This is a genomic window from Streptomyces sp. NPDC001137 (assembly GCF_040298885.1).
Classification (GTDB): Bacteria; Actinomycetota; Actinomycetes; order Streptomycetales; family Streptomycetaceae; genus Streptomyces.
Genome location: NZ_JBEPBA010000001.1, coordinates 334,588 through 347,973 on the forward strand (window position 1 = coordinate 334,588; position 13,386 = coordinate 347,973).

A 13,386-nucleotide genomic window follows, 5' to 3' on the forward strand; every position below is an offset into this window, starting at 1 on the left:
GGTCAGAGCCTGTCGACGGCGAGATTCGCGATGGCCACCTGCGCCACCTCGCGTCCGCGCGCGGTGAAGTCGCCCTTGCCCGGGTAGCTGACGATCAGTTTGTACAGGTCGCCGGCCGAGGACTTGTAGTAGAAGATCCGCACTTCGCGCGGGAGCGGGTGCTGGCTGTCGTCGGTCTTGTAGGCCACCGTGTTCTCGGCGGACGGTTTGTTCTCGTACGTCGTCAGTCTGGTCTTCGTCTTCGTTTCCGGGCCGCCCGGCATGTTCAGCTCGTACGCGCCACTCTGCTTGAACGTGCCGTTGTCGTCGTACATCTGGGCGGCCGCGGAGTCCTTGATGGTGCCGCCGGTGTCCTCGGACTTCTTCTGGAGGCTCAGGGTGATCCCGATCGCCCCGCTCAGATCGCTGTAGGTGACCCAGTGGTTCTTGTCGGTCTTCCGGTCGGGCACCTGCCGCTGGTAGTCGGCCGGTACCGCCAGCGTGGCGGCCACGTCGCCCTCGTGGTGCGTCTTCCAGCCGTCGGGCAACGGGCCCGCGAAGGGATTCGCGATCACCAGGTACGCCGCCACCACCGCCGCGAGGACGCCCGCACCGGCCCCGATCCAGGCCCTGCGGCCGAACCGGAACCCTCGGGTGACGATCCGTACGGGCTGCGTGGGGGGCGCGGGTGCCGGCGGGTTCGCGGCCTGTTCCAGCAGCGCCCGGACCCGTGCCGCGTTGGGACGTCTCGCCGGGTCCTTCTGCAACAGGCCCGTGATCAGCTCGGCCAGCGGTCCCGACGCCGAGGCGGGCGGCGCCGGCGTGGCGTTGAGGACCGACTGGAGCGTGGCCGGCGTGTTGCTGCGACGGAAGGGGGACACGCCCTCCGTCGCCGCATAGAGGACGACACCGAGGGACCAGAGGTCGGAGGCCGGGCCGGGACGCTGGCCCAACACCCGTTCCGGGGCGGTGAATTCGGGCGAGCCGACGAAGCCGCCCGTGTCCGTCAGGCTGGTCTCGCCCTCGATCTGGGCGATGCCGAAGTCGGTCAGGACGACGCGGTCGTGGCGGCCGAGGAGCACGTTGTCCGGCTTGACGTCGCGGTGCAGGATGCCCGCCGCGTGCGCGGCCTCCAGCGCACCGAGCACCTCCAGGCCGATCCTGGCGGCCTCGCGGGCGTCCAGCGTGCCCTCCTGCAGGGCGCTGCCGAGCGAACGGCCCTGGACCAGCTCCATCACGATCCACGGCCGGCCGTCGACGACCGCCACATCGTGGACACTGACCACCGCCGGGTGGTCGAGACGGGCCGCGGCGCGGGCCTCCCGACGCATCCGCTCGTAGGCGTTGGCGCGTTCACGTTCGGGAAGATGGTCCGGGACGCGAGGCTCCTTGACGGCGACCTCGCGGTCGACCACCTCGTCCTTGGCCCGCCACACCGTGCCCATGCCACCGTGCCCCAACTTGGCCAGCAGCCGGTAACGGCCCGCGACGAGACGCCCGGCGCCGGGCTCCGGCTGCCGGGGCCTGGGAGGTTGCAGAACATAACTCGTCGTGTCGTCGGGCTCGTGGCCGACTCCCCCGCTGCTGCTCATGGACCATCCATATCGCGCCAGACGCTCACGCATCCAGGGTTGGCGCATTCCGGTCACACACCCGTGACGTGTCCCCGAGGAGCAACCGGACCCGCGCCTCACCCGGCCACGAACGTGTCCACCGCGACGTCGAAGTACTCCTTGGCCTCCCGCACCTTGCCGACCGGCGCCGACACCCACACGTCGTACATCCGGCCGCCCTCCTCCCAGCACAGGTCGTAGGTGTGCCGGGGCCCCTCGGCCGCGCTGAAGCCGTTCCAGGTGAACTCCCAGAGGGCGGCCGGGTGTCCGTGCTGGGTGGTCGAGGTGACCCGGCCGTCGTGGTAGCCGGGGTTGGTGTCGGAGCCCTGGGCGGCGGCGCGCCGCATCACCGCCAGCGGACCGCCCGTCCCGGGGCCGGTGGCCTTGATGCCGAGGCGGAAGGTCTCTCCCGTCGACAGGTAGAAGACGCGCTCGCCCTGCGGTGAGCGGGTGAAGTCCTCCGGTACGGCGAGGGAGAAGCCGGCCGGGTCCTCGGCGACCCGGTAGCCGGAGGGGGCGGAGGGGCGGGTCGCGGCGACGGGCGACTTGGACGACGAGCGCGAGGGGCTCGGCGTGGCGGAGGTGACGGACGGCGACGCGCTCACCGAGGTCCGCGGCGGCGGACTCGTCGGCGTACCACCCCCTTCGCCGCCCCGGTTCATGAGCAGCGCCGCCGCCGACACCCCCGCCCCGGCCATCGCGGCGACCAGCAGCGCGGCCACCAGCACGCCCCGGGTGGAGCGCCTGGTCTCCACGGTGGGCGACGGCGCCGGTGACGGCGTGGGCAGCGGCGCGGACGGGCGGGACAGGTTCTGCTCGGTCGGTGTGTAGCCCTGGGGCAGGGCCGGGGTGCGGCCGGTGTCCCGGTAGGCGCGCAGCATCTCCTCGGCCTGCGCCGCGCCCAGCCGGCGGTCGGGATCCCGCTCCAGCAGGCCCAGGACGACGGGGAGGAGCGGCTCGGCCTGTGCGGGCGGCCGTATCTCGTCGAACACGACCGCATGCAGGATGCCGCCGAGCGAGTCGCGCCGGAACGGGGACTCGCCGCTCAGCGCGGTGCACAGCAGCGCGCCCAGCGACCACAGGTCGGACTCGGGGCCGGTCCTGGCCCCGGACATCCGCTCCGGCGCCGTGTACTCGGGCGAGCCGACGAAGGAGCCGGTCTCGGTGAGCGTGGTGGCGCCCGCGACCTGCGCGATGCCGAAGTCGGTGAGGACGACCCGGTCCGTGCCGGCTTCGAGCAGGACGTTGGCGGGCTTGATGTCGCGGTGCAGCACCCCGGCCTCGTGTGCCGTGCGCAGGGCGCTGAGCAGGGCGGCGCCGATCCGGGCTGCCTCGGCGGGGGCGAGCGGTCCGCGCTGGGAGATGCGGTCGGCGAGGGAGCCGCCGTCGATCAACTCCATGACGATGTAAGGGCGTTCGTCGTGCTCGACGACATCGTGGACGACGATGATGTGCGGGTGGCGCAACTGGGCCACCGCCCGCGCCTCGCGCAGGGTGCGGTCGCGCTGCCGCCTGGTCTCCTCCGCGGAGAGTGTCTCGTCGAGGTCGAGGGGAAGCTCCTTGACCGCCACCTGCCTGCCGAGCAGCTCGTCGGTCGCCCGCCACACCACGCCCATGCCACCGCGCCCGAGTCTCGCCTCAAGCCGGTAACGGCCCGCTATGACACGGACGCCTTCCCCCTCGGTCCCCATGCGCCCCATCATGCCGCACCGGACGGATGTGCTCCGCTGCGGCGATTCGGCCAACCCCCGTCCGGCCCAACGATTACGGGGAGGTGCTCTCCTGCCAGCCCTGAAGGACCCACTTGAACTGCTTGCTCGTCGTGGCCCAGTCGTCCGCGGGCGAGGAGATGTAGATCGCGTACTCGGTGCCGTCCCCGGACATGTACGTCTCCTCGACGGCACGGCGCGGACCGGGGAAGGGCACCTCCGGCTGCCCCTTCAACGCGGTCCAGGTGTACTCCCAGACGGAGCCGGGCCGGTCGCGGTAGATGTTGGCTTCCAGCCGTACGCGGTGATAGTCGGCGAAGCGGTGCTCCAGCGTCTGCTCCAGGTTCAACTGGTGGGAGCGGGCATCCTTGAAGTCCGGGGCGGTGTCCTTGGCGATGCGGACGAAGTGCTTGCCGTTGTCGGGCGTGTAGTCGACCTGCCTGAGCTCGCCCGGAACGCCGACGACCTTCCGGCTCCAGCCCTTGGGCAGGTAGACGGTGAAGCCCCAGGGGTCGTGGTACGCCCGCCATGTGGCGGGAACGTTGCCGTTGGCGTTCGGGCTGGGCGAACTCGTGGGCGTCGGGCTCTGCGTCGTGGAGCCGTCCGCTGTGGCGCTCGGCGACCGCCTGTCCCACGACTGGAACGCCACGGCCACGCCTCCGCCGACGATCGCCGCGAGGGCGATCGAGAGGATGACGGCACGCAGGCGGCGCCGTTTCGGCGCGGGGCCGGTGGTCGTCCGGTGGTCCGGTCCCATTCCGGTCGGCCCGATCGACGTCGGCCCGGTCGTCGGCGGGTACGGCGTGCCGGAACCCGGCTGCGGACCCGTGCCTGAGCCGGTGTGCGGGCCCGTGGCGGTGGTCCCGGTCTCGTAGCGGGAGCCCGTGTGCTGCGTGGGCACATACGCCTGCGCCGCGTTCGACCGCCAGCCCTCCGCCGCCTCGGCGAGCATCTGCTCGGCCTCGGCCGCGGACGGCCGTGCGGCGGGGTCCTTGTGCAGCAGCGCGGACAGGACGGGCCCGAGCGGACCGGCGTGCTGCGGATCGGCCGCGTTCTCCTCCACGACCGCCTGCATGGTGGACAGTGGCGAGGTGCGGCGGAACGGCGAGCGGCCCTCCACCGCCGTGTACAGCGTGGCGCCGAGCGCCCACAGGTCGGAGGCGGGGCCTGGGTCGTGGCCGCGGACCCGCTCGGGGGCGAGGTAGTCGACGGAGCCGACGACCTCTCCGGTGCGGGTGATCGTCGTATCGCCCTCGATCTGGGCGATGCCGAAGTCGGTGAGCAGGACGCGGCCGTCATGGCCGATGAGGACGTTGCCGGGCTTCACATCGCGGTGCAGCACTCCGGCGGCGTGCGCGGCGCGCAGCGCGCGCAGCACCCACAGTCCGATGCGCGCGGACTCGGCGGGCTCGATCCGCCCCCGCTCCTTGACCGCGTCGGCCAGCGAGTAGCCCTCGACGAGCTCCATCACGATCCACGGGCGGCCGTCGTGTTCCAGCACGTCGTGGACGGTGACCACGGCGGAGTGGTTGATGCGCGCGGCGGCGCGCGCCTCCGCCCGGGTGCGTGCGAGGAGCCGCTCCCGTTCGCTCTCGGACACATAGAGCGCGGCGGTCAACTCCTTGATGGCGACGGCGCGGTGCAGCACCTCGTCGTGTGCGCGCCACACGCGGCCCATGCCGCCGCTGCCGATCGAGTCGGCGAGCCGGTAGCGGCCCGCGACAAGCTGGCCCTGCATCTGATTCACGTTGCCCCGCAATGCTCTTGACAGGGTCAGACTAAGGACCGGTCCGTCGACAGGGAACAACGGGGGTCCCAAGGAGACCGCACTGTGACGGTTGTCGCGTCGGGGCCCGGCCAGCAACCGTTTTCAACTCACGGACCGTTCGCAGACGGGGTCAGCCGGTCACCTGATACGTGGCCGACGCCTGCTCGTACAGCTTCGTCACCTCGTCCCGCTGCGACTCGGGACCGCGCACCTGCACGATGTGGTACCGCCCGTCGATGAGCATCGCGAGGTTGCGCACATACAGGTCGTTGCCGCCGGCGTCGGTCCAGGTGAACTGTCCTTCGGCCATCGTGCGGGTCCCCACCGTGACGGTGCGCAGCCCGGTCGCGGTGGCCCAGCTGGAGCTGCGGTACGGCTGCAACTCGTGCTCCGTGTCCCGCTGGTACGCCATCGGGTCGCTGCCGTAGGTGACCGCGCCGTCGCGTCCCTTCACGACGATGAGCTCGAAGGCGCCGTGCGAGTACACCACCTGGTTCCAGCTGTTCTTTCCGGCCCGGGACCAGCCCTTGGCCACGGCGATCCGGAAGCCCTCCGGGTCCTTGCGCAGCGTGAAACCGTCGGCGACGGCCGGCCCGCTGGTCTGGCTCTCGGTGGCGGTCGCCGAATTCGAGGGGCTGTCCTCGGACTTGGGCGAGGTCTGGTCGGGGCGCGGCTGGCTGCTCGCGCCCTTGTCCGACTGCTCGGGGGCGGGGCTGACCTCCCCCGCACTTCCGGTACGGTCGCTGCCCCCCGCGTCCTTCTCCCCGGCCTTCGGCATGAAGAGCACGGCGTACGCGACGGCCGCGGCCAGCAGGAGCAGGATCAGCACCAGCAGGGTGCGGCCGAGGCTGCGCGGTGAACGCCCCTGCTCCTTGGCCCGCTTGTGCCGTCCGTGCGCGCTGGTCGCGGGCAGTCCGGCGCGCCGCCTGCGCACCAGCTCGCCCCGCCGCCGTACGACGGGCAGCCGGCTGGCGTCGGCGGGCGGCGCCGCGATGACGTGCGCACCGGCGTCGGGCTCGGGCGCGGACCGCACGAGGGAGCGCAGCCAGCCCCTGAGTTCCTCGAAGTCGAGCCGCTCGGTCGGGTCCTGACGCAGCAGCGACTCCACGACCGGCCGCAGCGGACCGCACTCCTCCGCGAAGGCGGGCGGCTCGGCGCACACCATCTGCACCAGCTCGGCCGTCGACTCCTCCGGATACGGCGCATGCCCCTGTACGGCCCTGAAGAGCAGCGCCCCGAGCGCCCACAGGTCGGTGGCGGGTCCGATGGGTGCCGCCAGCTGCCAGTTCTCGTGCACGGGCCCGGCCTGCTCCGGTGCCCATCGCTCCGTCACGGGCCCCACCACGGCCATCCGGGCCTGCCGGGCCCGCTCGGCGGCGAGCGGGGTGGCGGGGCCCCGCGGGGCGGGGGTGCCGGCCACGAGGTCGTCCCAGCGGCTGGGGGGCGTGGCGCCCGTGGGGGGAGCCTTGTCCAGGCGGGGGGTGGGAACGCCGGAGGTCGCGGACGCACCGGTGCCGGGTTGCGCCGCGTAGGTGCCGCCGTTGCCGTAGGGGCTTCCGCCGGTGTGGAAACCGCCGTCGCCCGGCGGGAGTGCCGTACGACCGCCCCGGCCCGCGAGACCGGCCGCTTCGCCGCCCTCGACGGCCGGTGCCCCAGCGGCTCCGCTCCGGGGCGCGGCCCCGTGCCAGGCGCTCACGCCGTAGGGGTCGGCTATCTGCCCCGGTGGGGTCGTGGTGCGCGGCGAGTTCTCGACGCCGTCGCCGGAAGTGTGGGCCTGTGCCGAGCCGTTGGCCTGCGGGGCGCCGCCCTCGGGCGCGGAACGGGCACCGGGCAGCGCGGCCCGCCCGCTCTGCTGCGCCTCCTGGACCCTGGCCGCGGCCCGGGCGCCCGCCCGGTACGCGGCGATCGCCCCGGCCCGGGCGGCCCGGATGTCCCCGCCGCTCTCCAGGGCCTTGGGTGCGAGCGCACCCGGCGCCGTCCCCGCCCCGTTCGCCGTGTCCGGCCCGGCGCCCGGCAGCCCCCCGGCCGTACGCGCCCGGATGGCGGCACGCCGAGCGGCCTCGGGGTCGCCGCCCCCGGCACCGCCTTGGGTGCCCTGGAACCCACCGGGGCCCTGGGGGCTCCGCGCCCCCTGGCCGCCCGGCAGACCTGGTCCGGCCTGCCCGCCCGGCTCCCCCGGGGGGCCGCCCGCGGGTCCGAAACCGCCGTCCTCGTCACCCTCCGGAGCCGGCACCGGGTCGTATCCGCACAGCGCCTCCTCCGCCGCCCCGACCGCGAGCCCGGTCAGCATCACCCGGCCGTCGTCGCAGACCAGCACCGTACGGGCGGTGATGTTCCGGTGCACCCAGCCATGGGCGTGCAGCACCCGCAGCGCCATGAGGACGTCGGAGGCCACCTCGGCCGCCCGGTACGGAGAGAGCGGCTTCTCGGCGAGCAGCGCCGCGAGCGGGCGCGCCGACACCAGTTCGCTGACGATCCACAGCGAACCGCCCTCGGCGAACACGTCGAAGACCTGGTCGAGCCGCGGGTGGTCGGGGATCCGCGCCGCGGCCTGCGCGGCCTCGACCGCGCGCCGAACCGCCGGGTCGGTGGGGCGCCGCACCCCGGTGCGCGCCGCTGACCGGCCGCTCCCGCGCTGGCGCGGGTCACGCGCCGTGAAACCGTCCGGCAGACCCTCCGCGTCGAGCACCTCCGCCTCGACGACTTCGGGCAACGGCACCTGCCTGACCAGGACTTCCTGACCGCTGTAGGTGTCGAAGGCGCGGGTCTCGGTGAGTTCGTACTCGTCGGCGGGTGGCAGCGGCAGGCGGTAGCGGTCGGCAAGAACCCGTCCCGCATAGTCGTCCACGTTGCCTCCCCCGGCCGCCCGTTGGTCAATTCCGTTCGCCTTGCGTCCCGTTCCGCACCCATACCTGGATGCGTACGGTCCGCAAACACTCACGATACGTGCCGGAGGCAACCCGCAATGAGGGGATGCCAGATCTCACGGCTCAAAGACGGGTTCGGTCACCTCACGACTTGGGTTCGAACGTCCCCGCGAGGGTCTGCCAGGTGCCCTTACGCAGATCACTGCCCCAGTTCGCGGCTTTCGCCGTGTACATCAGCGCATATCCGAGATGGTCGTTGACGACGAACCCGCGGTCGATCGTCCGGTACTCCGTCCCGCTCTCCGTATAGGTGAACTCCCAGTCGGCCGTGTTCCAGCCGCGGTAGTCCACCTGCTCTATCCGGATCTTCCGGTACTGCGAGCGCGTCATGTAGCGCTCCTGGTTCTTCCAGTCGGCCACCGGGTCGTCCTTGGGCGTGGACGTCCAGGCGACGAGCAGCTTCTGCCCGTCGGGCCCGGTGAACCGGTCCCCGGCGGAACTCGCCGACTGGTACTTCCACCCCTTGGGCAGCCCTATCGAGTAGCCCTGGCTCCCCGTGTACTTCGTCTGCCCCGCACCGTCGTCCCCGGAGGACCCGCCCGCTCCCGCGCTGCCGCCGGACGCGGTCGGACTGTTGGTGGGAGTGCTGCCGTCCGCCGACGCCGACCCGGACTGCGAGTCGCCTCCGCCCGCACGGCTGCCGCCGCTCGTGTCCTCCTTGGTGCGGGACCCGGCGGACGCACTGGCCACGGCCTTCCCGCCGCTGTGCTTGCCGCCGTTCGAGCTCTTGTCGTCGCCACCACCGAGCGTGAGGGCCAGCACGGTCCCGATCACGGCGAGCACGACCACCACCGCGATGATCACCAGGGTCCGCTTCGGCACCACGTCGGTGATCGGTGCCCTCGGCACGGGCCGCGGCGGCAGATCCGGCGGCGGCACGACCGGCCACCCCGAACTGCGCCCGCCGGCCTGCGCATTCGTCCCTTGCGTCCCGCTCTCCCGGCCCGCGGAGGCCGCACCGGCCGACGAGGCCGAGGCACCCGCAGCCGCCGACGAACCGGAACCGGCAGCGGTACCGGAAGGCGCCTTGGCTCCCGAAGCCGCCGACGAGGCCGAGGACTCCACCGGAGCCGACGGCGACGCGGCGGACCGTGCAGCCGGAGGCACCGCAGGCATCGGAGTCGTCGCAGCGGGAGGGGCGGGAGGAGCAGCAGGTGCCTTCGGAGCCGGAGAACCGGCCGCCCCCGAGGTCCCGGCCGCCTCGGCGGACTTGGTGCCGCCGGACCCCGAACCGCCCGCGCCGTTCCCCGGCTTGCCGCGGGTCGCGGCCGCCGAACCGGCCGCCACTCCCGCCGCCACGGCGGCCTTCCGCACGGAACGCAGCGCCCCGCGCAGCTTCTCCGCCGCCTCCTCGCCCCTCCTGCTCCCGGAGCCGCCCGAACTCCCCTTGCCCTTGGGCGCGTCGGGCTGCACCGGCAACGGCACGACCCGCGTCGCGTCCAACGGCGGCTCCGGCTCGGCCTCCTTCGGCTCCGGTGCGTGGATCACTCGGTTGAGCATCGCCCGCGCGCCCGCGTCGTCGAGCCGCTTGGCGGGGTCCTTGGTCAGCAGCCCGTAGATGACGTCCTTCAGCGGCCCCGCGTTCTTCGGCTCCTCCATCGGCTCGGTCATCACCGCGGTGAGGGTGGCGATCGCGGAACCCTTGTCGTACGGCGGCACGCCCTCGACCGCCGCGTAGAGCAGCCCGCCGAGCGACCACAGGTCCGCCGCGGGGCCCGGCTTGTGCCCGCGGGCCCGCTCCGGGGAGATGTAGGAGGGCGCGCCGACGAGCATGCCGGTCGAGGTGATGGACGGGTCGCCCTCGACCTGGGCGATGCCGAAGTCGGTGAGCACGACCCGGCCGGTGTCGGACTCCAGCAGGACGTTGGACGGCTTCACGTCACGGTGCAGGATGCCCTCGCGGTGCGCCGAGCGCAGCACGTCGAGGATCGCCAGCCCGACCTCGGCCGCGCGCCTGGGCTCCAGCAGGCCGTCCTCCCGGATGACCTCGGCGAGCGACTTGCCCTCGACGAGCTCCATCACGATCCACGGCCGGTCGTCCTCCTCGACCACGTCGAAGACCGTCACCGCGCTGTTGTTGCGGATCCGCGCGATCGCCTTGGCCTCGCGCAGGGTGCGCGTGATCAGCCGTCGTTTCTCGTCCTCGTCGATGTTCGACGGGAACCGCAGCTCCTTGACGGCGACCGTCCGGCCCAGGGTCTCGTCCTCGGCCCGCCACACCGTGCCCATGCCGCCGCGGCCGAGCACCCTCCCCAGCCGGTACCGCCCCGCGAGAAGACGCTCGCTGTTGTCCTGACGAGTGTCCTGACGAGATGTCCCCGCCCGCTCCGCCTCCGACATGCGTCCCCTCATGCAACCCGCCCTGACAGAGCCTCCATTGTCCCTCACCCGACAAGTGCCCGACGCCCAGGGTGCCCGTGGCATGTCACGAGGAGCCCGCGCACCCGGGACCCCGCCGGACCGCGCGTCGCGCCGCCCTGGATGATGGGCCGCGACAAGGGAGGACCTCGCGATGCCGCCGCTCAGGACACTACTGGCCGCGCCCGTCTCGCTGGTGCTCCTCGTCCTGTCCCCACCCTCGTCCTCGGCCCCCGCGGCACCGGCCGCGGACAGGCTCCTGCCCCTGCTGGTCACGCAGGGCAGAGCCCCCGCCGCAGCCCTCCTGGCCCGCGACGACTCCGGCACCCGCTACGCGCGGGCCGGCCACGGCATCGCCCGTGCCGACCGCTTCCGCGCCGGCAGCATCACGAAGACCTTCATCGCGACGGTCGTCCTGCAACTGGCGGCGGAACACCGGCTGTCCCTGTCCGACACCGTCGAGCGGCATCTGCCCGGCCTGGTGCGCGGAGCAGGGAACGACGGCCGCAGGATCACCCTGCGCGCCCTGCTCACCCACACCAGCGGCCTGAACGACTTCACCGCGGACACCGGAGGCCTGGTTCCCCTCCCCCCTCGTCAAGCCGTACGCATCGCTCTCACCCACCCCCCGGCCGACCCCGGCCGCTACTCGTACTCGAACACCAACTACGTGCTGCTCGGCATGGTCATCCAGCAGGTCACCGGCCACTCGTACGCCACCGAGGCCGAGCGCCGCATCATCGCTCCACTGGGTCTGACGGGCACCTCCTTCCCAGGCTCCCGCACCTCTCTGCCCTCCCCGCACGGCCGCGCCTACGCCACCGACGGAACCGACGTCACCGAACTCGACCCGCGGGTGGCCGGGGCCGCGGGCGAGCTGGTGACCACGCTCGCCGACCTGGACCGCTTCTACACGGCCCTGCTGGGCGGCGAACTGCTGCCCTCGCGCCGGCTGCGCGAGATGCGCGACACCCGCACCGCACACGGCCTGTACGGCATGGGCCTGATTCCCGAGAAGCTGCCGTGCGGCATCACGGTGTGGGGACACAACGGACGCATCACCGGCAGCTACGTGCGCACCGCAGCCACCGTCGACGGCCGGCATGTCCTCACCTTCCGCGTGAACACGACGGCGATCGCAGATCCCGGCCTCGAACCGGCCCTGCTCGCCGCCGAGTTCTGCCCTCGCACTCCGTAGAACGGCCGGGTTCCGAACGAAGATCCCGGATCCCGCCACTCGTTCGAGTGATCTGCGCACGCCTGCATGCCCGGGCGCCCGGACTACCGGCCTCCTACAACGGCACGATGTCCGGCGCCCCCAACCGCGCCGCGTCCGCCGTCAGGTCGTCCGGCTGCCGCTGCGACTCCCGCTCGGCCTCCACCCGCTTCTCGTAGTGCTCGATCTCGCGCTCGATCTGGTCCTTGTCCCAGCCCAGCACCGGGGCCATGAGCTCGGCCGCCTCCCGTGCGCTGCGCGTGCCCCGGTCGAAGGTCTCGATGGAGATGCGGGTGCGCCGGGTCAGCACGTCGTCCAGGTGCCGGGCGCCCTCGTGCGAGGCGGCGTACACGACCTCGGCGCGCAGATAGTCGTCGGCGGCCTGCAGCGGCTCCCCGAGCGAGGCGTCGGCGACGACCAGGTCGAGGAGTTCCTCCGCCATCGACCCGTACCGGTTCAGCAGATGCTCCACGCGCACCACATGAAGACCCGTCCGCGCCGCGATCCGCGCCCGCGCGTTCCACAGCGCCCGGTAGCCCTCGGCCCCCAGCAGCGGCACGTCCTCCGTCACGCACTCGGCGACCCGCATGTCGAGGCCGTGGACCGCCTCGTCCACCGCGTCCTTGGCCATCACCCGGTACGTCGTGTACTTGCCGCCCGCCACCACGACAAGCCCGGGCACGGGATGCGCCACGGTGTGCTCGCGCGACAGCTTGCTGGTGGCCTCCGACTCGCCGGCCAGCAGCGGGCGCAGCCCCGCGTACACGCCCTGCACGTCGTCCCGCGTCAGCGGCACCGCGAGGACCGAGTTCACGTGCTCCAGGAGGTAGTCGATGTCCGCGCTGGACGCCGCCGGGTGCGCCTTGTCGAGGTCCCAGTCGGTGTCCGTGGTGCCGACGATCCAGTGCCGGCCCCAGGGGATGACGAACAGCACGGACTTCTCGGTGCGCAGGATCAGCCCCGACGAGGAGCTGATGCGGTCCTTCGGTACGACCAGGTGGATGCCCTTGGACGCCCGCACGTGGAACTGGCCGCGCTCGCCCACCATGGCCTGGGTGTCGTCGGTCCACACACCGGTCGCGTTGACGATCTGCTTGGCGCGGATCTCGTACTCGCCGCCCCCCTCGACGTCCTGCACACGCGCGCCGACGACCCGTTCGCCCTCCCGCAGGAAACCCGTCACCCGCGCGCGGTTGGCGGTCCTCGCGCCGTACGCCGCCGCCGTGCGCACCAGGGTGGCCACATAACGGGCGTCGTCCATCTGGGCGTCGTAGTACTGCAGGGCCCCGACCAGCGCGTCCTTCTTCAAGGCGGGTGCCACGCGCAGGGCGTGGCGACGGGTCAGATGACGGTGCACGGGCAGACCGCGGCCGTGTCCGCGGGCCATCGACATCGCGTCGTAGAGCGCGACGCCCGACCCGGCGTACAGGCGCTCCCAGCCCTTGTGCTGCAGCGGGTACAGGAACGGCACCGGCTTCACCAGATGCGGGGCCAGCCGCTCCAGCAGCAGGCCGCGCTCCTTCAGCGCCTCCCGTACGAGCGCGAAGTCGAGCATCTCCAGATAGCGCAGTCCGCCGTGGATCAGCTTGCTGGACCTGCTGGAGGTGCCCGACGCCCAGTCCCGCGCCTCGACCAGGCCGGTGGACAGTCCGCGTGTCACGGCGTCCAGGGCGGTGCCCGCACCGACCACGCCGCCGCCCACCACCAGTACGTCCAGCTCGCGCTCGGCCATTCCCGCCAGTGACTCGGCTCGCTGCGCCGGCCCCAGTGTCGCTGTCCTCACCGCTGCCTCCCGCTATCAGTAGCGTCGGCCGCA

The 13,386-nt window shown here is 72.8% G+C and carries 7 protein-coding genes; 1 reads left to right on the forward strand and 6 read right to left on the reverse strand.

Going from position 1 to position 13,386, the window contains the following annotated elements:
- Window positions 1-2: 2 nt before the first annotated feature.
- From ABT254_RS01540 to ABT254_RS01560, 5 genes are all read right to left on the reverse strand, one after another.
- The gene (locus tag ABT254_RS01540; protein ID WP_351462427.1) at window positions 3-1,571 is read right to left on the reverse strand and encodes a serine/threonine-protein kinase; all 1,569 of its coding nucleotides are present in this window, start codon (window positions 1,569-1,571) and stop codon (window positions 3-5) included.
- Window positions 1,572-1,669: 98 nt separating this feature from the next.
- Window positions 1,670-3,283: a serine/threonine-protein kinase gene (locus tag ABT254_RS01545; protein ID WP_351462428.1), complete on the reverse strand. Its 1,614-nt coding sequence runs from the start codon at window positions 3,281-3,283 to the stop codon at window positions 1,670-1,672.
- 73 nt (window positions 3,284-3,356) lie between these two features.
- Window positions 3,357-5,039: a serine/threonine-protein kinase gene (locus ABT254_RS01550; protein ID WP_351462429.1), complete on the reverse strand. Its 1,683-nt coding sequence runs from the start codon at window positions 5,037-5,039 to the stop codon at window positions 3,357-3,359.
- 160 nt (window positions 5,040-5,199) lie between these two features.
- The gene (locus ABT254_RS01555; protein ID WP_351462430.1) at window positions 5,200-7,917 is read right to left on the reverse strand and encodes a serine/threonine kinase C-terminal domain-containing protein; all 2,718 of its coding nucleotides are present in this window, start codon (window positions 7,915-7,917) and stop codon (window positions 5,200-5,202) included.
- Window positions 7,918-8,080: 163 nt separating this feature from the next.
- Window positions 8,081-10,336, reverse strand: a complete 2,256-nt coding sequence (locus ABT254_RS01560) for a serine/threonine-protein kinase (RefSeq protein ID WP_351462846.1) — start codon at window positions 10,334-10,336, stop codon at window positions 8,081-8,083.
- Between the two features lie 172 nt (window positions 10,337-10,508).
- Here ABT254_RS01560 and ABT254_RS01565 point away from each other — a divergent pair, with 172 nt between their 5' ends.
- Window positions 10,509-11,552 carry a serine hydrolase domain-containing protein gene (locus ABT254_RS01565; protein ID WP_351462431.1) on the forward strand — a complete coding sequence of 348 codons (1,044 nt, stop codon included), beginning with the start codon at window positions 10,509-10,511 and terminating at the stop codon, window positions 11,550-11,552.
- Window positions 11,553-11,646: 94 nt separating this feature from the next.
- Here ABT254_RS01565 and ABT254_RS01570 read toward each other — a convergent pair whose 3' ends face one another.
- On the reverse strand, window positions 11,647-13,353 hold the full coding sequence (locus tag ABT254_RS01570; RefSeq protein WP_351462432.1) for a glycerol-3-phosphate dehydrogenase/oxidase: 1,707 nt from the start codon (window positions 13,351-13,353) through the stop codon (window positions 11,647-11,649).
- Window positions 13,354-13,386: the final 33 nt, after the last annotated feature.

Coding starts and splice junctions, on each gene's coding strand:
- ABT254_RS01540 (WP_351462427.1), bottom strand. CDS start 1,571: ATGAGCAGCAGCGGGGGAGTCGGCCACGAGCCCGACGACACGACGAGT.
- ABT254_RS01565 (WP_351462431.1), top strand. CDS start 10,509: ATGCCGCCGCTCAGGACACTACTGGCCGCGCCCGTCTCGCTGGTGCTC.
- ABT254_RS01545 (WP_351462428.1), bottom strand. CDS start 3,283: ATGGGGACCGAGGGGGAAGGCGTCCGTGTCATAGCGGGCCGTTACCGG.
- ABT254_RS01560 (WP_351462846.1), bottom strand. CDS start 10,336: ATGTCGGAGGCGGAGCGGGCGGGGACATCTCGTCAGGACACTCGTCAG.
- ABT254_RS01550 (WP_351462429.1), bottom strand. CDS start 5,039: ATGCAGGGCCAGCTTGTCGCGGGCCGCTACCGGCTCGCCGACTCGATC.